Source organism: Enterococcus sp. S86.2, from assembly GCF_059834485.2.
Genome location: NZ_CM206813.1, coordinates 2,045,781 through 2,065,872, shown reverse-complemented (window position 1 = coordinate 2,065,872; position 20,092 = coordinate 2,045,781). Strand labels below are relative to the sequence as shown.

Annotated in this window: 20 protein-coding genes; 13 read left to right on the top strand and 7 right to left on the bottom strand. The window is 36.9% G+C overall.

What is annotated here, in order from left to right; translation table 11 throughout:
• Positions 1 to 190: 190 nt before the first annotated feature.
• From AC6R0T_RS09785 to AC6R0T_RS09770, 4 genes are all read left to right on the top strand, one after another.
• Positions 191 to 880 carry a uracil-DNA glycosylase gene (locus tag AC6R0T_RS09785; protein ID WP_230709342.1) on the top strand — a complete coding sequence of 230 codons (690 nt, stop codon included), beginning with the start codon at positions 191 to 193 and terminating at the stop codon, positions 878 to 880.
• A 163-nt stretch (positions 881 to 1,043) separates the two neighbouring features.
• Positions 1,044 to 2,030, top strand: a complete 987-nt coding sequence (pta, locus tag AC6R0T_RS09780) for a phosphate acetyltransferase (RefSeq protein ID WP_206902496.1) — start codon at positions 1,044 to 1,046, stop codon at positions 2,028 to 2,030.
• Between the two features lie 290 nt (positions 2,031 to 2,320).
• Positions 2,321 to 2,788 (top strand): tRNA (adenosine(37)-N6)-threonylcarbamoyltransferase complex ATPase subunit type 1 TsaE, encoded by a 468-nt coding sequence (gene tsaE, locus AC6R0T_RS09775; protein WP_206902497.1) that lies wholly within the window; start codon positions 2,321 to 2,323, stop codon positions 2,786 to 2,788.
• Positions 2,788 to 3,309, top strand: a complete 522-nt coding sequence (locus AC6R0T_RS09770; RefSeq protein ID WP_206902498.1) for a GNAT family N-acetyltransferase — start codon at positions 2,788 to 2,790, stop codon at positions 3,307 to 3,309. The genes tsaE and AC6R0T_RS09770 overlap by 1 nt, the downstream gene beginning before the upstream one ends.
• An 81-nt stretch (positions 3,310 to 3,390) precedes the next feature.
• Here the strand turns inward: AC6R0T_RS09770 and AC6R0T_RS09765 are convergent, their stop codons facing one another.
• Together AC6R0T_RS09765 and AC6R0T_RS09760 are read right to left on the bottom strand one after the other, a co-directional pair.
• Positions 3,391 to 3,924 (bottom strand): 3'-5' exonuclease, encoded by a 534-nt coding sequence (locus tag AC6R0T_RS09765; RefSeq protein WP_206902499.1) that lies wholly within the window; start codon positions 3,922 to 3,924, stop codon positions 3,391 to 3,393.
• Between the two features lie 78 nt (positions 3,925 to 4,002).
• Complete coding sequence (locus AC6R0T_RS09760) at positions 4,003 to 4,758, bottom strand: exodeoxyribonuclease III (protein ID WP_303754597.1); 756 nt, start codon at positions 4,756 to 4,758, stop codon at positions 4,003 to 4,005.
• Between the two features lie 91 nt (positions 4,759 to 4,849).
• Here AC6R0T_RS09760 and AC6R0T_RS09755 point away from each other — a divergent pair, with 91 nt between their 5' ends.
• On the top strand, positions 4,850 to 5,749 hold the full coding sequence (locus AC6R0T_RS09755) for a Gfo/Idh/MocA family protein (protein ID WP_303754598.1): 900 nt from the start codon (positions 4,850 to 4,852) through the stop codon (positions 5,747 to 5,749).
• A gap of 78 nt (positions 5,750 to 5,827) precedes the next feature.
• Complete coding sequence (gene murB, locus AC6R0T_RS09750; protein WP_303754599.1) at positions 5,828 to 6,727, top strand: UDP-N-acetylmuramate dehydrogenase; 900 nt, start codon at positions 5,828 to 5,830, stop codon at positions 6,725 to 6,727.
• 113 nt (positions 6,728 to 6,840) lie between these two features.
• Here the strand turns inward: murB and AC6R0T_RS09745 are convergent, their stop codons facing one another.
• From AC6R0T_RS09745 to AC6R0T_RS09730, 4 genes are read right to left on the bottom strand one after another with little or no spacing between them, the layout of a single operon-like run.
• The gene (locus AC6R0T_RS09745) at positions 6,841 to 7,494 is read right to left on the bottom strand and encodes an ECF transporter S component (protein ID WP_206902502.1); all 654 of its coding nucleotides are present in this window, start codon (positions 7,492 to 7,494) and stop codon (positions 6,841 to 6,843) included.
• Positions 7,494 to 8,051: a phosphopantothenoylcysteine decarboxylase gene (gene coaC / locus AC6R0T_RS09740; protein WP_230709332.1), complete on the bottom strand. Its 558-nt coding sequence runs from the start codon at positions 8,049 to 8,051 to the stop codon at positions 7,494 to 7,496. The genes AC6R0T_RS09745 and coaC overlap by 1 nt, the downstream gene beginning before the upstream one ends.
• 15 nt (positions 8,052 to 8,066) lie before the next feature.
• Positions 8,067 to 8,825 (bottom strand): phosphopantothenate--cysteine ligase, encoded by a 759-nt coding sequence (gene coaB / locus AC6R0T_RS09735; protein WP_303754600.1) that lies wholly within the window; start codon positions 8,823 to 8,825, stop codon positions 8,067 to 8,069.
• A gap of 12 nt (positions 8,826 to 8,837) precedes the next feature.
• Complete coding sequence (locus AC6R0T_RS09730) at positions 8,838 to 9,821, bottom strand: YhdH/YhfP family quinone oxidoreductase (RefSeq protein ID WP_303754601.1); 984 nt, start codon at positions 9,819 to 9,821, stop codon at positions 8,838 to 8,840.
• Positions 9,822 to 10,220: 399 nt separating this feature from the next.
• Between AC6R0T_RS09730 and AC6R0T_RS09725 the strand changes: the two genes are divergently transcribed.
• Genes AC6R0T_RS09725 through AC6R0T_RS09710 form a run of 4 tightly spaced genes read left to right on the top strand, consistent with a single transcriptional unit; the run spans position 10,221 to position 14,036 of the window.
• Positions 10,221 to 11,309: an ABC transporter ATP-binding protein gene (locus tag AC6R0T_RS09725; RefSeq protein WP_206902506.1), complete on the top strand. Its 1,089-nt coding sequence runs from the start codon at positions 10,221 to 10,223 to the stop codon at positions 11,307 to 11,309.
• Positions 11,310 to 11,320: 11 nt separating this feature from the next.
• Entirely contained in the window at positions 11,321 to 12,130 is an 810-nt protein-coding gene (locus AC6R0T_RS09720) for an ABC transporter permease (RefSeq protein ID WP_206902507.1), read from the top strand.
• Positions 12,127 to 12,966: an ABC transporter permease gene (locus AC6R0T_RS09715; RefSeq protein WP_303754602.1), complete on the top strand. Its 840-nt coding sequence runs from the start codon at positions 12,127 to 12,129 to the stop codon at positions 12,964 to 12,966. The genes AC6R0T_RS09720 and AC6R0T_RS09715 overlap by 4 nt, the downstream gene beginning before the upstream one ends.
• Positions 12,963 to 14,036: an ABC transporter substrate-binding protein gene (locus AC6R0T_RS09710; protein WP_206902509.1), complete on the top strand. Its 1,074-nt coding sequence runs from the start codon at positions 12,963 to 12,965 to the stop codon at positions 14,034 to 14,036. Before AC6R0T_RS09715 ends, AC6R0T_RS09710 begins: the two co-directional genes overlap by 4 nt.
• Positions 14,037 to 14,329: 293 nt before the next feature.
• On the opposite strand, the gene AC6R0T_RS09705 is transcribed toward AC6R0T_RS09710, so the two are convergent.
• On the bottom strand, positions 14,330 to 15,235 hold the full coding sequence (locus AC6R0T_RS09705; protein WP_303754603.1) for an ArsR/SmtB family transcription factor: 906 nt from the start codon (positions 15,233 to 15,235) through the stop codon (positions 14,330 to 14,332).
• A gap of 242 nt (positions 15,236 to 15,477) precedes the next feature.
• Between AC6R0T_RS09705 and AC6R0T_RS09700 the strand changes: the two genes are divergently transcribed.
• From AC6R0T_RS09700 to AC6R0T_RS09690, 3 genes are all read left to right on the top strand, one after another.
• On the top strand, positions 15,478 to 17,307 hold the full coding sequence (locus AC6R0T_RS09700; RefSeq protein WP_303754604.1) for a sugar-binding domain-containing protein: 1,830 nt from the start codon (positions 15,478 to 15,480) through the stop codon (positions 17,305 to 17,307).
• A 68-nt stretch (positions 17,308 to 17,375) separates the two neighbouring features.
• Entirely contained in the window at positions 17,376 to 18,953 is a 1,578-nt protein-coding gene (locus tag AC6R0T_RS09695) for a type 2 periplasmic-binding domain-containing protein (RefSeq protein ID WP_206902512.1), read from the top strand.
• 150 nt (positions 18,954 to 19,103) lie between these two features.
• Positions 19,104 to 20,081 carry an ABC transporter permease gene (locus tag AC6R0T_RS09690; RefSeq protein ID WP_303754605.1) on the top strand — a complete coding sequence of 326 codons (978 nt, stop codon included), beginning with the start codon at positions 19,104 to 19,106 and terminating at the stop codon, positions 20,079 to 20,081.
• Positions 20,082 to 20,092 lie beyond the last annotated feature (11 nt).

The window sequence follows — 20,092 nt, the reverse complement described above, 5'->3', positions numbered from 1 at the left end:
TAGAATTTTTTACTTATAAATTACTTGTCTTTAGTTTAACACAGATTTACAGGGAAATGTGGCGGTTTCAAAGACAATCCCTAACAATTGCGCTACAATAACTTTGAGTGGTTTAAAGTCTAATAATAAAGGCAGTGGCAGTATTTACTCTAAGTTGTTGCAGCTTTATCAATGAATTTAGGAGGCAGTAATGAAAGCAATTATTCATAATAGTTGGCAAGAGATTCTAGCACCGGAATTTTCGCAACCTTATTACCTGCAGTTGCGAAAATTTTTGAAACAAGAATATCAAACTCAGAAAATTTATCCAAATATGTATCATATTTTTGAAGCATTAGAGCTAACACCTTATGAAGATGTCAAGGTGGTGATTTTGGGACAAGATCCATATCACGGAGAAAACCAGGCCCACGGGTTATCATTTTCCGTGCAGCCAGGGGTTAAAATACCACCGTCTTTGCAAAATATTTATAAAGAATTGCAGAGTGATTTAAATGTGACGCCAGTAAATCATGGGTATTTAACCAGCTGGGCCAAACAAGGCGTTTTACTATTAAACACAGTTTTAACGGTACGAGCAGGCCAAGCTTATTCCCATCGCGGCAAAGGGTGGGAACAACTGACGGATAAAATTATCGAAAAATTAAACGAGCGGCAAAAACCAGTCGTTTTTATTTTGTGGGGAAAAGGTGCGCAAGAAAAAATTAAAATGATCGATCAAACACGTCACGTTGTTATTGCGTCCCCCCATCCAAGTCCTTTATCAGCTCATCGTGGTTTTTTTGGCTCTCGACCTTTCTCAAAGGCCAATGATGCTTTAGTCAAGTTTGGCGAAGCACCGATTAATTGGCAGTTGCCAAAAGATCCCAATGCTGTATAATACAGTGTAATAATAAAGCGGTTGCTGTTATATAATAAAAGAGCAACTATGTGAAATTAAGAACAAAGAACGGTGCCTTTTTACTGTAACAGCAAAAAGAACTGTTCTTTTTTTTGTGAATAGTGTATGATGAGAAGGACAAAAAATACAGGAGGTAATTCCGGTGGAATTATTTGATAGTTTAAAATTTAAAATTGTACGTCGTGGCATTAAAATTGCTTTTCCAGAAGCAACTGATTCACGTATTTTAGGCGCAGCAGCACGTTTGAAAGCAGAAGAATTAATTACGCCTGTTTTAATTGGTAACAAAGAAGAAGTGGCAAAAGCTGCCGCTGCTCGTGGTATCACAATTGATCAATTTGAAATCCTAGATCCTGACGATTATCCTGATTGGGACAAAATGGTAGCAGCCTTTGTTGAACGTCGTAAAGGTAAAGCAACCAAAGAACAAGCTGAAGAAATTTTAAAAGATGTGAACTACTTTGGAACAATGTTAACTTACATGGGCGTAACTGACGGTATGGTTTCTGGTGCGATTCATTCAACCGGGGATACTGTGCGTCCAGCATTGCAAATCATTAAAACGAAACCAGGTGTCAGCCGGACAAGTGGAGCTTTCTTAATGGTTCGTGGTCGCGACCAAGAAAAATATTTATTCTCAGATTGTGCCATCAATGTTAACCCATCTTCACAAGAATTAGCTGAAATTGCAGTAGCATCCGCTGAAACTGCAGAATTATTTGATATCGATCCAAAAGTTGCATTATTAAGCTTTTCAACAAAAGGTTCAGCTAAAGCTCCAGAAGTAGATAAAGTGGTGGAAGCAACAAAAATCGCAAAAGAAATGGCACCAGATATCATTTTAGATGGTGAATTACAATTTGATGCGGCTTATGTTTCTGCAGTTGGTCAATTAAAAGCACCAGATTCAGATGTTGCAGGTAAAGCTACAGTCTTTGTTTTCCCTGAATTACAATCTGGCAACATTGGCTACAAAATTGCGCAACGTTTCGGTAACTTTGAAGCGATTGGACCAATTTTGCAAGGTTTAAATAAACCTGTGTCAGACTTATCTCGTGGCGCCAATGAAGAAGATGTTTATAAATTATCAATTATCACTGCTGCCCAAACATTAAATACTGCAAAATAAAAATTGATTCATAAAAGAGGTTAGAAAAGTTAAATTGACTTTTCTAACTTCTTTTTTTAACACCTGCGAAAAAAGCAGTTTGTGGGACAATAAGAAAGAGAACTTAAATATGGAGCGTAACCTTTAAAATATATTTTTGATAGTTGGTATTGAGGTAATTTTACTTATATTGTCCTTTTGTTATGGTTAGCAATTTTTTGCATTGCTTTTGCAATCTAACTTTTAGCCAGTTATACTAAGCAAAGCTTATATTTTAAAATTAAGATATTTATTGGTTAGGAGGAGCAATCATGATTGCTTTAACAGATCTTTTAGCAACAGAAAAATTAGGTAAGGTTATTGGTGCTAGTGCAATTGCTGGGGATGTCATTATTTTGACAGGAGAATTAGGAGCAGGAAAAACCACGATTACCAAAGGAATTGCACAAGGCATGGGAATAAATCGAATGGTAAAAAGTCCGACTTATACGATTATTCGAGAATATGAAGATGGACGGTTACCTCTTTATCACATGGATGTTTATCGTGTAGGCCAAGAAGCCGATGAACTGGGCTTGGAAGAATATTTTGAAGGAAGTGGCTTATCGATTGTCGAATGGGGCCAATTACTAGGGGATGCTTTACCGGTAGATTATTTGGAAATAATATTAACGAAAATTGACGCCGATCAGTTTGCGCGTCAAGTAGAATTTAAAGCAGTAGGGAATCAGAGCGAAGCATTTTTAAACCGAATTTTACAAAACTGGGAGACAAAATAATGACAGATGTAGATGTAATTATTCGCCCTACACAACCAAACGATGCAGCCCAGCTTTTACAGGTGATGAAGGAAATTGGCAGTCAAACAGATTTTTTGATTATGGACGAAAAGGGACTTTCCTTAACCAAAGAGCAACTAGCCAGACAATTAGCAGCTTTTTTAGAGAGTCCAAATAATTTATCCCTCGTGGCATTGGCAGGAGAAAAAATTATTGGCGCTGCTTCTGTTATGGCAGAAGAAAACCCCCGAATCGCCCATATTGGTGAGGTAGGAATTTCAATTTTAAAAGAATTTTGGGGCATGGGCTTAGGTGCTGCGATGATGGAAGAAATTATATGGTGGGCTGAAGATTCTGGTATCATTCGCCGTTTAGAGTTAACTGTTCAAACTCGTAACCAAAGAGCCTATCATCTTTATCAAAAATACGGTTTTGTAGTTGAAGGAAAGTTGCAAAGAAGCTTTTTAACACCACAAAATGAATTTGTTTCTGCTTATTTGATGGCACGCTTGATTGATTGATATTTTGTAAATCAGATGCTGAAAGTAATAAAAAGGCGTGACGTTTTCAGGCAGCTTGTTGCTGCAAAGAAAACGTCACGTCTATTTGATTGTAACCATTTTTTTTAAAGGATCGGTGCCAAATTGTGCTTCTTGTCGTAATAAAATCTCAGCACAAGCGCGACTGTCTTCTAAAGCGTCGTGATGATTTTCTAAGGTAATGTCCAACATTTCACACATGGTATTTAAACGATGATTGGGAAATTCCGGATACAATTTACGACTAGAACGTGCTGTGCATAAAGATAAATAAGGTTGTTTTTCTAAGCCGTAATAATCTAAGCATCCGGCTAATACGCCATTGTCAAAAGGCGCGTTGTGGGCCACAATCAGGCTGTTTTGATTGTAATATTGGGAAATTTCTTCCCAAACGGTGGGAAATTTGGGGGCATTTGCAACATCTTCAGGATGAATCCCGTGAATTTGAATATTGCGCCAGAAAAAAGGTGTTTCTGGTTTAATTAAGGAATAGTATTCCCCTACGATTTTACTGTTGCGCACCATGACTAATGCCAAAGAACAAGCACTGTGTTTTTCGTGATTGGCTGTTTCAAAATCCATTGCAATAAAGTTCATATTACCCGCCCTTTCTTCGTGTAATGTAGCACAAAAAAGGCGAAAATAGCAAACGCCTGGTCGCCTTTTTAAAACAAATTAAAAATTTAAATCCAATTCAACTGGACAGTGGTCACTACCAAAAATTTCAGTATGAATTTTGGCATCAGTCATTTTGTCTTTTAGATCTTTGGAGACTACAAAATAGTCGATACGCCAACCTGCATTATTTTTACGGGCGTTAAAACGATAGCTCCACCAAGAATAAACACCCTCAAGCTCAGGATAAAAGTAGCGGAAGCTGTCAATAAAACCAGCGTTTAAAAGCTCTGTGAATTTGCCACGTTCTTCATTGGTAAAGCCAGCATTTTTATGATTGGTTTTCCAATTTTTTAAATCGATATTTTCATGGGCGACGTTTAAATCACCACATAAAATGACAGGTTTTGTTTTATTCAATTTTACTAAATAGTTACGAAAATCATCTTCCCACGTCATGCGATAATCAAGCCGTTTTAATTCGTTTTGTGAGTTGGGGGTATAACAATCTACCAAGTAAAACTCGGGATATTCTAACGTAATAACCCGTCCTTCTAAATCATGGTGATCAATGCCGATTCCATAACTGACATTTAACGCTTCTTTTTTTGCAAAAATAGCTGTACCAGAATACCCTTTTTTCTCAGCATAATTCCAATATTCATAATAATTGGTTAAGTCCATTTCAATTTGTCCTGCTTGTAACTTGGTTTCTTGTAAACAGAAAAAATCTGCATCTAATTCTGCGATAACATCCATAAAATTCTTTTTCATCACAGCTCGTAAGCCGTTAACATTCCAAGAGACTAATTTCAAAATTTTTCCTCCTTATCAAATAAACATTCTTATTTATTTTAGCGAAAAATGGTGTAAGATGAAAGGAAAGGCCACTAAAGGAAGTGTTTTAATGAAAATTGGTGTCATTGGAATTGGCAATATTGCCCAGAAAGCTTATTTGCCAACTTATTTAAAAAAACAAGACGAAGCGACATTTTATTTTGCAACCCGCAATAAAAAGGTTAGAGAAGAGTTACAAGCGCGTTTTGGTTTTCAGCATGTTTATCAAAGTTTGGAGCAATTACTAGCTCAAAATATAACAGCTTGTTTGATTCATAGTGCCACTAAAAGTCATTACGACTTAGTGAAAACGTGTTTAGAAAACGGGATTCATGTCTTTGTCGATAAACCATTAACAGAAAACTATCGACAAACAGAAGAACTCTATCGGCTAGCAGCAGCTAAAAATTTGATTTTAATGTTAGGATTTAATCGGCGCTATGCACCACTTGTAAACCTGCTAAAAGATTTACCTGAAAAACGACAGCTCCACTTGCAAAAAAATCGTTTGGCCGGAAGTGGCACGCCGGAATTTTTAGTTTATGATTTATTTTTACATTTGGTAGATACAGCCGTTTATTTAATGCCAGGAACACCGCGGTTGGTTTATGGTAATTTACAAGTGAGTCAGAATAATTTAGAATATGTTACCATGTTGCTAGCCAGTGAAACAACGAGTGCAACGCTAACCATGGATTTAAAAAGTGGCGCAAACTATGAACGTTATGAGGTTACGAGCCCAAGTAAAACATTGATTTTAGAAAACTTAACAAACTTAACCGAGTTAAAACAACAAGGAACGCTGCAGTTAAGTGGTGATGATTGGCAAACAACGTTATTTAAGCGTGGCTTTGAAGCACTCGTAACCCAATTTTTAACTGCTGTTAAAGAAAAACAGCCCCTATCGCAAGAAAAGATTCTCTTGAGCCACCAATTATGTGCAGAACTTTTAGCAACCTATGGCAATTAATTAGGAAGCTTAGGTGGCAAGAAATGCCTTTGCGTGCTAAAATGAGTGGGATGTTTTTAAAAGAGAGGAAAATTTTTCATGAAAGACGCATTTAAACAAGCTTTTCCTGAAATTAGTATTTTACTAGATGAACCTTTAATGAATTATACGTTTACCAAAACTGGTGGACCGGCTGATGTTTTAGCGTTTCCTAAAAGCACGGAAGAAACGAAAGCTTTGGTAGATTATTGCCGTAATGAGGATATTCCTTGGCTAGTATTAGGCAATGCCAGTAATTTAATTGTTAGAGACGGGGGCATTCGCGGTTTAGTCATAATGCTGAGTCAGATGACAAAAGTTTCTGTCACAGATACTGTGGTAGAAGCACAAGCTGGTGCAAAGTTAATCGATACGACTTATGCTGCTCTAAAAGAAGATTTGGCTGGTTTTGAATTTGCTAGTGGAATTCCTGGGAGTATTGGTGGGGCGGTATTCATGAATGCCGGTGCCTACGACGGAGAAATCAAGGATGTCTTTTTAAGCTGTGATGTTTTGTTTGCTGATGGTATCATCAAGACGTTGGATCATAATGAGATGAATTTTTCCTATCGTCACAGTGCCGTACAAGATTTAGGTGCAATCATTTTGAATGCTCGTTTCCAATTAAAAAAAGGAAATCACGATGAAATTAAAGCAAGAATGGATGAATTGACCGCTTTACGTCAGGCAAAGCAACCGTTGGAATATCCATCTTGTGGAAGCGTCTTTAAACGACCTGCCGGACATTTTACCGGTAAATTAATTCAAGATGCTGGTCTGCAAGGATTGAAATGGGGCGGGGCCCAAATTTCTGAAAAGCACGCTGGCTTTATCGTGAATATTGATAATGCCACTGCAACAGACTATGTGGAATTAATTGCATATATACAAAAAACAATCAAAGAAAAATTTGACGTGACTTTGGAAACAGAAGTCCGCATTATTGGTGAAGAAAAATAGCAAAAAAACTGGGCAAAAAGTTAACTAACTTTTTGCCCAGTTTTTTTGTCGTAATAAGTAAAAATTTGCTAAGTAGTTCTCATGAGTAAGGACGTGCTAAAAAAATCAGTTCGTTAATACATTTCGGTACGGTTTTTCTTCGTTAAGCGTAACAAAATGGCACAAACTGCTGCGGTCACGACACCGGCTACAATTGACTCTGGAATTCCCTGTGTGAAAATGACAGTTAAAATGGCACCATATAAAAAGTTAGGACTTTGCCCGCTTTGTCCAACATACGTCCCATAGCTTTCTTGGAAGAGAAAATAAATGAAGTTCATTACCAACAAAGTATTGGTCAGTCCGCCACTAACACCAGCTATAAATAAAGCAACGCTATCGGCTTTATTTTTTAAAAGGCGACGTCCATATTTATAAACAAAAAATGGGACAACCCCGATTAAAATTCTAGGAACAATAGCGACAATCAAAGCTTTCCAATCCCCATGATTGGTTCCAATCACGTTAATAAAAGGGGAGAAAACAAAAGATAGTGGATTAGGTCTGGTCGTGGCATTATAGATACTCATAAGGCCCATTGAAAAACCAAGGAAAGCTCCCAAACGCGGTCCTAAAATAATGGAACCGATAATAACCGGCACATGTAAAATTGTGGCATTTAAAGGACCAATGGGAATAAAACCTAAAAAGGGTACTAGGCTCATTAAAATCATGATGCCTAAAAAAAGTGCAGTTAAAACAAGATCAAAAGTTTTGCTGTTTTTCATTATAAACTCCTTTGGCTTAGTGTTGCTTCTACAGCTTTGACAATAGTTTCATTGGTTGCCAAAGCTCCGCGACCAAAATCGCCACAGGCTAGTAAAGCTTCCCGGGGCTCTATTTCTTTATACCCGAACTCTTTTAATGTGACAAGATTTTTTTGTGTTACTGGATTTTGATACATGTAAGTATTCATTGCCGGTGCAATTAATTTAGGTACTTTAACTTCAAGGGCCATGGCTACAGTCGTCACCATGTCATCTGCGATTCCGCTGGCAAGTTTACCAATAATATTTGCTGTAGCTGGTGCAATTAATAATAAATCCGCCCGCTTAGCAAGCGCAATATGATTGACTAAATCCGCGCGCTGTTCCACCATAACGTCAGTGTGAACCGGGCGTTTTGATAAGGTTTGTAACGTGAGGGGCGTAATAAATTTAGTGCTGTTTTGAGTCATCAAAACATCGACGGCATAACCGCGTTTGGTTAATTCATTGGTTAAATCGGCAGCTTTGTATGCAGATATGCTGGCAGAGACGCCCAGTAAGATATGTTTTTGACGCATAATAGTTTGCTCCTTTTATTTATTTTTCCTTGCAGTAGTAATCGCTTGTTTTATTAACTGTGCAATTTCTTTTTTTGTAGCAGCTTCTGTGTAGCTGCCATCTTTGGCGATTAAATAACCATGATGTTCATTTGGACCAACTTCTGTTAAATCGTTAGCTAAGATAAAGTCGGCACTATTTTTTTGGATACTTTTCATCGCTACATCAAATAAGGCATTAAAGCTAACGTCAACCAGCAACTTAAAGCCAACTAATAGTGTTTCTGGCTGCAATTTTTTAATTAAGTGAATTACTTTAGGATTTTTCTTTAAAATTAAGAACAAATGATCCGTATCCGAAGAAATTTTCTTATCCTGGTGTGCATCGGATTCAAGTTCTGCCAACCATTTTTTTAAAACCGCAGCCGAGATATTTTCCCCATTATTTTTTGCGAGTAATCCAGTTAAAGCAGTTTGTAGTTGCTCTTCAGACAAACTTGTCGCAGGGGTGAAATCACTAACGGCCATGCTGTGAATAACCGCATCATAGGAATGTGTTGTTAATAAATTTGTTAGCGTGTCTGCTAACTCTTTTGTGTCATTAATAAAATGCAGCGTAATTAGGTCACCTTCAGGCTTTTGTGCATTTTTCGTTGTGACGTAGTCGATGGTGGTCACCTCAGCGTTAAACGCGTTGGCAATTGCAACACCCAAACGACCACTTGAATGGTTTGAAATCGAGCGGACATCGTCAATTTTTTCAGATGTACCACCAGCGGTAATCAAAATGCGCATAATAAACTCCTTTTACATCGAAATAATACTGCGGCCTTCGTGCTTGCCAGCTAACAAGGATTGTGTAATAGCTCCCACATCGTAAAGAGGTGCTTCTTGAACTTTCAACTGTGAAGTAATTTTCCAATCGGTAGCCAATAAGTTCCAAATTTTTTGTCGCATAGGCATGGGTTGGTTGACTGAATCGATACCAAAGACTTTAATGCCACGTAAAATAAAAGGTAGAACCGTCGTGTTCAGTTTAATACCTGAAGCGTTGCCGCACAAAGCTGCTACACCTTCATAGTCAAGTTGTGGCAAAAGGGCAGCCAAAAGGTCACCACCGACTGTATCGATGATACCGGAAAATTGTTGTTTGGCTAAAGGACGTATTTTTTCTGGGATTAAGGCATCAGGCGTGATAATTTCGGTTGCACCGATAGTTTTCAACCAATCTGTTGCAGCATCTTTTCTGCTGACAGCGACAATTTTTTCGTAGCCTAACTTGTGTAATAGTGCAATTGCAATACTACCGACACCACCAGAAGCTCCCGTCACAAGTACTTGCTTATTTTTAGCGATATTTTGCCTGATTTTTTCTACTGCGAGTGCAGCGGTAAAACCCGCTGTGCCGTATACCATACTTTCTTTTAAAGATAAACCCGCTGGTAGAGGAACCAACCAGTCGCCAGGGATACTTTGATAGTGGCTTAAACCACCAGGAGCAGATACACCTAAGCCATAACCAGTTGCAAGAACTTCATCTCCTTTTACAAAGCGACTATCATTGCTTGTAACTACAGTTCCGGCTAAATCAATTCCTAAAGTTAAGGGATAACTTCGGACAACGCCAGTTTTAGCTTGTGTTGCTAAAGCATCTTTAAAATTTAAGGAAGAGTATGCAACTTTAACAATGACACCCTCAGTGTTGAGGGTAGTGAAATCTTGTTGGACTAAAGTAGCGTCAACTTGTCCGTCTTTTTCGTTAACGACAAATGCTTGAAATTTTTCTGTCATAATTTGCCTCCGGTTTTTTTCTAGCGTAGCTAAACGAGCCGTATTCTAGTAAAAAGATGTACTATAACGAATAAAAAAAATACATATACATATAAAGAATCGTTACGGAATTGGGCTTCGTCATTTTTATTATCATACCATAAGTAAGCTGATTTCTAGTTTTAGTTTTTCTCGGTTAGATTAAAGGAATTTTCAGCGATGAAAAAATACTTATCGTAATGAAAAAAATCAAACTTTTTCGACCCATAAAATCCGAAATAGCACTTGTTAGCGGATAGTTATTATAATACATTTTGGCAAGTTTTTGCTATGATTTAATTAGGTCTTGTTTTTTGTCAATTTATCAGTATTCTTAATGAGTATGACCAAAAATTTTGTAGTGTAAAAGGGGGAGAAAAAGTGGCTAAATCCATCATCTCATTTAAAAATGTGACGAAACGTTACGACGATGAAGATACGGTATTAAAAAATGTCAGTTTTGAGATCGAGGAGGGCAAGTTTTATACCCTTTTAGGGCCTTCTGGTTGTGGTAAAACAACAATTTTACGGATTATTGCCGGCTTTTTAGATGCCACTGAAGGAGATATTTTCTTTGACGGCCAAAAAATTAATGATGTTCCGGCGAATCAACGCCAAGTGAATACAGTTTTTCAAGATTATGCTTTATTTCCACATATGAATGTTTTTGATAATGTGGCTTTTGGACTAAAAATAAAAAAGGTTTCCAAAGATCAAATTGAAAAACGGGTCATGGAAGCTTTGCGTCTGGTACAACTAAAAGGATATGAAAAACGAGAAATTCGTGAAATGTCTGGCGGTCAAAGGCAACGGGTAGCCATCGCAAGAGCGATTGTCAATGAACCAAAAGTTTTATTATTAGATGAACCATTGTCTGCTTTGGATTTGAAGTTGCGGACAGATATGCAGTATGAATTGCGGGAATTGCAGCAACGCTTAGGAATCACTTTTATCTTTGTCACCCATGATCAAGAAGAAGCGTTAGCCATGAGTGATGAAATTTTTGTTATGAATCGCGGTAAAATCGTGCAAAGTGGAACCCCAGTTGATATTTACGATGAACCGATTAACCATTTTGTTGCCGATTTTGTCGGTGAAAGTAATATTGTGTCAGGAACGATGATTGAGGATAATCTGGTGGAATTTGTCGGCAAAAAATTTGAATGTGTCGATAGTGGGATGCGACCTAATGAACCAGTAGAAGTCGTTTTACGTCCAGAAGATTTGTCATTAACTTCCGTGGAAAAAGGCAAGTTGATTGTTAAAGTCGATACGCAATTATTCCGGGGCGTGCATTATGAGATCATCTGTTACGATGAACAAGAAAATGAGTGGATGGTTCATTCTACGAAAAAAGCTGTCGAAGGTAGTCAAATTGGACTGTATTTTGAACCAGAAGATATCCACGTTATGCGCTTTAATGAATCAGAAGCTGATTTTGATGCCCGTTTAGAAAGTTACGATGAATAGGAGGAAAGACAATGACTAAATTACGACGTTTTTACTCCGTACCGTATTATATCTGGCTGTTGCTTTTTGTCATTGCACCCGTTTTATTAATTATTTATCAGTCTTTTTTTGATATGAACGGCAATTTTTCTTTAGTTAATTATGAGACCTACCTCGGTTCTGGTAAGTATTTAACCATGACCTTAAATTCAGTATGGTATGCCTTTTTAATCACGCTTTTCACCTTATTAATTAGTTATCCGACTGCATATTTTCTGACCAAGTTGCAACATAAAGATCTCTGGTTGTTGTTAATTATTCTACCCACTTGGATTAATTTATTATTAAAAGCCTATGCTTTTATCGGGATTTTTGGTGTCCACGGTGGTATTAACAATTTCCTCGGGTTGTTTGGTATTGGACCTGAACAAATTTTATTTACAGATTTTAGTTTTTTAGTGGTTGCAACGTATATTGAATTGCCATTTATGATTTTACCGATTTTTAACGCTTTAGAAGAAATCAATCCATCGTTGGTTTTTGCTAGTCGCGACTTAGGAGCTAATAGTTTTGAGACCTTCCGCCGTGTTATTTTGCCCCTTTCCATGAACGGGGTAAAAAGTGGCGTGCAAGCTGTCTTTATTCCGTCACTTTCATTATTCATGTTAACGCGTTTGATTGGTGGCAATCGTGTAATCACGCTAGGGACTGCCATTGAACAACATTTCCTTGTTACACAAAACTGGGGGATGGGTTCAACTATTGGCGTGATTTTGATTATTGCGATGTTTATCGTCATGAGCTTAACCGGAGAAAAGCGTAAAGGAGGCGTGAAAAAATGAAAAAATTCCGTTGGTCGAATCTTTATTTGATTCTCGTTTTTATCATTTTGTACATTCCCATCTTTTATCTGATTTTTTACTCCTTTAATGCTGGGGAAACCATGAATAGTTTTACCGGTTTTAGTTTGCAGCACTATCAGGCTGTGTTTGCAGATACACGCTTGATTATTATTGTTCTCAACACGTTTATGTTGGCGTTTTTATCAGCGCTACTGGCAACTTTAATCGGTACTTTTGGTGCATTAGGCATCTATTACACCAAAAAAAGACGTTGGCGCAATGCCTTTTTAAGCGCAAATAATATTTTATTAGTTTCACCAGATGTTATTATTGGTGCCAGTTTTTTGATTTTGTTTACGTTACTAGGCAATATTTTTAAAAGTTTTAGTTTAGGCTTTTTCAGCGTGTTGCTATCTCATATTGCGTTTTCTATCCCAATTGTCGTGTTGATGGTGTTACCAAAACTCAAAGAGATGAATGATTCGATGGTAGATGCTGCAAGGGATTTGGGAGCTAATAATATCCAAGTCATGCAAAATATTATTCTACCTTATTTATCCCCAGGAATTATCGCCGGATATTTTATGGCCTTTACCTATTCATTAGATGATTTTGCAGTAACTTTCTTTGTCACAGGTAATGGCTTTACCACGCTTTCTGTGGAGATTTATTCACGGGCAAGACAGGGGATTAGCCTTGAAATCAACGCTTTAAGCACTTTAGTCTTTATTTTTTCAATGGTCTTAGTTATCGGGTATTACTTTATCAGCAAAGACAATCATTCCAAAAAAGGCAAAAACCGCCGCAAGAAAGTGGAGGTGCCAGAACTACGATGAAAAAACTACAGTCACTTTTTATTGGAATTATCGCTGTCATTTTAGTTTTACTTTTTGCCGTTAATCGTTTGGAACACGCCAGTGGCATGGCTGGAGCCAAAGTATTAAATATTTACAACTGGGGCGATTATATTGATCCGGATTTGTTGAAAAAATTTGAAAAAGAAACTGGTTATAAAGTAAATTATGAAACTTTTGATTCAAATGAAGCCATGTTCACCAAGATTCAACAAGGGGGAACAGCTTATGACATCACGATTCCAAGTGAATACATGATCCAAAAAATGATTCAAGAGAACCTTGTTTTACCGCTAGATCATAGTAAAATAAAAGGCTTGAATAATATTCATGAAGATTTTTTAAATCAAAGTTTTGATCCCAATAATAAATATTCCATTCCTTATTTTTGGGGCACTTTGGGAATTGTTTATAATGATAAGTTTGTTAAGGCAGATGATTTAAAATATTGGCGGGATTTATGGAATGATAAATTTCGTGATAACATTATGATGATTGATGGTGCTAGAGAAGTCATCGGCTTAGGTTTGAATAGCTTAGGGTATTCTTTAAACAGTAAAAACAATCAACAGCTTAATGAAGCAGTTGAAAAATTAAAAGGCTTAACGCCTAATATCAAAGCCATTGTGGCCGATGAAATTAAAATTTATATGGCCAATGAAGAAAGTATGGTAGCAGTGACCTTTTCTGGTGAAGCTGCTGATATGATGGCGGAAAATCCACATCTTCATTATGTTATTCCAGCAGAAGGTTCTAACTTATGGTTTGACAATATCGTAATTCCTAAAACTGCCAAAAATAAAGCAGGCGCTTATGATTTTATTAACTTTATGTTACGCCCAGAAAATGCTGCACAAAATGCCGAATACATTGGCTATGCCACTCCCAATAAAGAAGCTATGAAGCTTTTACCTAAATCTATTACCAGAGACAAACAATTTTATCCTACCGATCAAATGTTAGACCATTTAGAAGTCTATCAAGATTTAGGCAAAGAATATTTGGGAATTTATAACGACTTATTCTTGGAACTTAAGATGTATCGAAAATAATAAGTAACCTTAGAAGCGACCAGTTAAAAGCTAGATCATTAGGCTAGCTTTTAACTGGTCGCTTCTTTAGTGAATTTTAAATAACAAAATAGAAAGAAAAAAATAATTTGTTAAATGGTATATATCATTTTAAAATAGTGGAGAGTTTGATTAAGAAAAGCTTTTTCCTTTAAAATTTCAGTGAAAAAATTTTTTTATGTTATCATAAAACGATTTTACGAAAGATAATATCCGTATTTGCATTATCTAAAAATAACGTTTCTTTGTTATTATCAGCCGGCATATGCTTCAGGTTAACTTACATAGGTTAAAACTTTTATACTTTGTTCGTGGTTGCCCCACTTTTCACCAAAGAGGGTTAAACCGCCTACATGCTCCATATTTTCTTCTGAAGCAATGCGCAATGTAAAATAATCGGTTCCTTTAAGTGCTAAGTCATTAATATTTAAATCTGTCGTAGGAACGCCATCAATACTTGTGTCATATTGATTAATCCGGATATGTTTTAATTCACCATATTGACTACAAGTATCGGGCCACCAAGTTGGAGTTAGGCGCCCACGAACATCGGCATAATTGCCTCGGACAGTGTCGCTGCCCAATTTCTTTCCGTTGATATAATACGTAATGTCACTTGGCCAAGTATTATTAGAAATCGGAAATTCAGATGCGATTTCAAAACTAATATCTAATAATTCAAGGTGATCATCAACTTGAACGAGGTTAGGAATTTTATATTCTAAAAAACCTTTTCCGGTCCAAACTAATTGTGCGTTGACGCGTTGACTATCAAGAAAAGAACGAGGCTGATCGGCCATACCGATATGCCCTTCTTCTGAGGCTAGACCACAAGTTGGCTCCGCGTGGTAGTCGGTAAAATGTCCCACTTTTACGTCAGCATGGTAGTGTCGATATTCTGGAAAAATTTTTTCCGGAAACTCAATGCCAATTTGATCAATCGCTAAGGCAACGATTTTTTGCAAACCAAATTTACCTGGACAACGACGCGTCTTTACAACGCCAGCATCTTCTAATTGTTGGACGTGCCGCGTTGTGATGGCATTTGAAATGGCGAGGGCTTTGGCAATTTCACCAATATTCATTTCGCCAGTCGCTAGTTGATTTACAATTCCCAGTCGCGTTTCGTTTGCTAAGGCTTGTAAAACGGGGAGTGATTTTGTCGATGTATCAATAATCATAGAAAGGCTCCTTTACTTTTTCGTTAAGTATAACTCTAGTAATAATTGTAATTTTATAAGTTGTTTTACTAATTGGTTAAAATAGTTAAGGTTGATAGAACGGCATTGACGCTCTATGAAAACGCTGTTATTATTTTGTGTGTTGACCGATAAGTTAAATAGTAATGTTATTATAAGTCTTTGTTAACCAAAAGGTCAATAATGTTTTTTGAAAATAGACCAAAGAATTTTTGGAGGTAAGCATGTTAAACAGGAAAGAACATCCGCGACCACAGCTGATAAGAAAGAAATGGCAAAGTTTAGATGGAAAATGGGATTTTGCCTTTGATGATAACAATATCGGCCTAATAGAAAATTGGTTCAAAGTATTACCTGCAGCATATAAAATTTTGGTTCCGTTTACATATGAGACGGAATTGAGTGGTATACACGATACGTCTCACCACAAGATTGTTTGGTACCAACGCACGTTTGAAAATGATAATGATGAAAATCAGGTCCTTTATTTCGAAGGTGTGGATTTTCAAACGCAGGTTTGGCTAAATGGACATTTACTTGGAACACATAAGGGTGGTTACGAGCGATTTTCTTTTGATTTGCAACCTTATTTAACCAAAGGGACAAATACGATTACATTACGCGTTGAAGATTCACTTTCTTGTGAACAGCCAAGAGGAAAGCAGCGCTGGCTAAAAGATAATTTCGGATGCTGGTACGTTCAAACAACTGGCATTTGGAAATCAGTTTGGTTAGAAGAAGCCGGTGAGCAGCGGATAAATTATTTAAAACTCACACCAGAATTGGATTTAGATTTATTAAAAGTAGAAGTGGAATTAAAAGACGCCACTGTTTTGCCAGAAAGTAAAAGTTACTACATCGAAGCCGAGGCAAGTTTTAAAGGTGAATTAATAAGTTATCATAAGGGATTATTTCATCACAATGGGAGCAACTTTACCTTAGATACCCGAGTCAAAGAAAATGCAGACTCAGGTACACAGCGTTGGAGCCCACATACACCTAACTTATATGATTTAACTGTGCGTTTATACACGCAAACTGGCGAGTTATTAGATGAAGTATACAGCTATTTCGGTATGCGAAAACTTAGCATCGAAAATGGACAAATTTTACTGAATAATCGTCAATTATACCAACGCTTGATTCTAGATCAGGGCTATTGGCCTGAATCAGGTATTACGCCACCATCAGTTGCAGCGTTGGAAAAAGATTTAGAAAAAATAAGTGCAATGGGCTATAACGGATTACGCAAACATCAAAAAATTGAAGATGAGCGCTTTTTATATCTGTGTGATGAAAAAGGAATTCTTGTCTGGGCAGAGATGCCATCGACTTATGTCTTTAATGATATTGCGATTGCACAGTTTACAAAAGAATGGTTAGAAATTGTGAAGCAACACTACAATCACCCAGCAGTTATTACTTGGGTACCTTTTAATGAAAGTTGGGGAATAAAAGGTGTTAATGAACATGCGCGTCCACAACATTTCACCGAAGGAATTTACCATTTGACAAAAGCAATTGATCCCAATCGTCCTGTTATTACAAATGATGGATGGGAACATACGATTTCAGATATTTTAACCTTACACGATTATGAAGAAACTGGCTTAGCATTTGCTAAACGTTATTCCGATCAACAAGATTTTGCGACCCATGGTTATTCAAATAAAGAAAAAATTATTAATAATGAAATCCAATTTAATGACGGCTGGTTCGCCTTTGCTAAGGGCTTTTCATATAAGGGACAACCTATCATGATTAGCGAATTTGGCGGTATTGCATTTACTGCCGATAGTGAAGATCAGTGGGGTTATGGTAATCAAGTCAAAAATGAAACCGAATTCATGGAACGCTTTGAAAAAATTCATGCAGCAATCCAAAGTATTCCGTATATTACAGGTTTTTGTTACACCCAGCTAACAGATGTTGAACAGGAAGTAAATGGGTTGTTAACAGCAGATCGTAAAGACAAAGTGGATTTGACAAAAGTTAAAGAAATCAATGAGCGTCGCATTAATTTTAGCGAGATGAAAATAGAGAATAATTTTTAAACAGGGCATTAATTCGCAGTTTCTTGTAAGAGAAGCTAGCAATTTTATTTATTTTTGGAGGAATAGATATGAAGAAATGGAAGACATCTTTATTGGGATTAACATTGTCAGCGGTTGCATTATTATCACTTAGCGCTTGCGGTTCTGGAAATGCAAGCTCAGAGGATAAAGCAGGTGATAGTAAAGGGTTCACGTTATTAAGTCCAGATCACAGTGCTGATCATCCAAAAAATAAGGATCTTTGGATGTGGAAAGAGTATGAGAAAAAGACTGGTGTGCCAATTACTTGGCAGGAAACAAAAGATATTAATGAAAAGAAAAATTTACTTTTATCAGAATCAAAATTACCTGATGCCTTTTACCAAGTTTATTGGACATCTGATGAGTTAGTAAAATATGGCGGGCAAGGAATGTTTCAGCCAATTGAAGATTTAATTGAAAAGCATGCACCAAACTTTAATAAATTAATGGAAGAACACCCTGAAATTCGTAAAAGTATTACTGCACCAGACGGTCATATTTATTTCCTACCAGAATTGTCGATTGATCCACAAATCATGGGCTTAACATTTAGATACTATATTAACCAAGAATGGTTGGATAAATTAGGCCTTGAAAAACCACGTACAACAGAAGAATTAAAAGAAGTGTTAACACAATTTGTTACAAAAGATCCAAATGGTAATGGCAAAGCTGACGAACAAGGTTGGTACATGAATAGCGGTGAACTACCAAATAGTTTTGAAAAACTATTGATGGCCGCTTACGGTATGGGAACAGGCGGAAGAACAGGGATCGAGTCTTCAGTTTATTATGAAAAAGATGGTTCAATGCAATTAACATTAAACAGCGATCGGATGAAAGATGTTTGGAAATATGAAGCAGACCTTTACCAAAATGGTTTAATGTCTAAGAATTCTTTTGCGGGTGCTGATGGTGATAAATGGCGTGCAGATGCAGCCAATAATACAGTTGGTCTTTGGACTTGGGTGAGCCCAGAATTTATCGGAGGTTCCGTTCAAGATAAATATACACCAATTAATATTATCGCAGGGCCTGAAGGAGATAAAAGTCTCGTTATTAACGGACCAGTGGGAACTTCAGGTTTAGTTATTACCAAAGACTGTAAAGATCCAGGCAAATTATTAGAATGGACAGATTACTGGTACAGTCAAGAAGGATCTGACTTTGGCTATTTAGGCGAAGAGGACGTTACTTACCATAAAGTTGGGGATAAAAACGTCTATGTGGATAAGATTTTGAATTACGATAAAGGGGCACAATTAGGCGCATACCAATATCTAGATAATGTTTACGGTGGTGGCTACCCATATTTAAATCCAGATCAAGCCAACCGCGATATTGCACAAGGGTTGGAACCAATTCAATACGACGATTTTAATGAAGAAGTTATGCCAGAAAAAATGTTATCACCAGTAATGCCAACACCAGAAGAGTCTGGTCAGCTATCAACAATCATGACAGATATGAACAACTATGTTGAACAATCTCGGGTGAAGTTTGTGACAGGTGAATGGAACTTTACAAATGATTGGGATAAATATGTGAAACAGCTGAAAAAAATCGGCTCAGATAAATTACTTGAAATTCGCCGTACGCAATATGAACGTTATGACAAAGAATAGATAAAACTTTTGTCCAGGCTTAAAGCAAAATACTACAAGAAGCTTTAAGCCTGGTTCTTTATGACAAAATGTTTTATTGAACCAATCAGCTTAGGATTAAGATGCTGCGCTGAACAGTTTAATAAAACAAGGAGAAAGGAAGAATAATAGATGGTAGAAAAATTATTATTCGATATGAAAAAGCATAAATGGCTTAATGCGTTATTCGTTGTACCGATGGAGGCTTTAAATAAATTGTTATTCGATATGAAAAAGCACAAGTGGTTATATATTATGCTGGTCATTCCTGTGTTATTCGTTCTAATTTGGAATTATTGGCCGATGTATGGTGTTGTGATTGCTTTTAAAGATTATTCACCGGCTTTTGGTATTTGGGGAAGCCCTTGGGTGGGGTTAAAACATTTCCAGCGGTTCTTTGATTCTTATTTCTTCTTAGAAATTATTGTTAATACAATTCGCGTTAGTTTTTATAGTTTATTAGTAGGTATTCCGTTGCCAATCATTTTGGCGTTAATGTTTAACGAGATTAAGTGGAAATGGTTCAAATCGACTGTTCAAACAGTTTCATATATTCCCAACTTTATTTCAGTCGTAGTTGTTATCGGAATGGTTACCTTCTTTTTTTCTGAACAAGGTTCCATCAATCAAATTTTAACTTCTCTACACATGAAGCCAATTGATTTTTTAGGTGATGCGAAGTGGTTTCCGCATGTTTATGTTTGGTCTGGGATTTGGCAAGGTGTCGGCTGGGGAACGTTGATTTATACAGCGGCAATGTCTGGTGTACCCCAAGATCAATACGAAGCGGCGTATCTTGAAGGGGCAACACGGATGCAATGTATTCGCAATATCACAATTCCGGCAATTATGCCAACTATTGTGATTTCTGCAATTTTAGCAACAGGTAGCGTGATGTCAGTTGGTTTTGAAAAAGCGTATTTATTGCAAAATGCATCGAATCTGGCTACTTCAGAAGTATTGTCGACTTATACATATAAAGTCGGTTTGATTAACGGTGAGTATAGTTTTTCTGCTGCAGTTGGGTTGTTTAATAATATCGTCAATTTCATCATGCTTTTTGTCGTCAACAAGATCGCACAAAAAACTGGCGAAAATAGTTTGTGGTAGGAAGGCGGAAC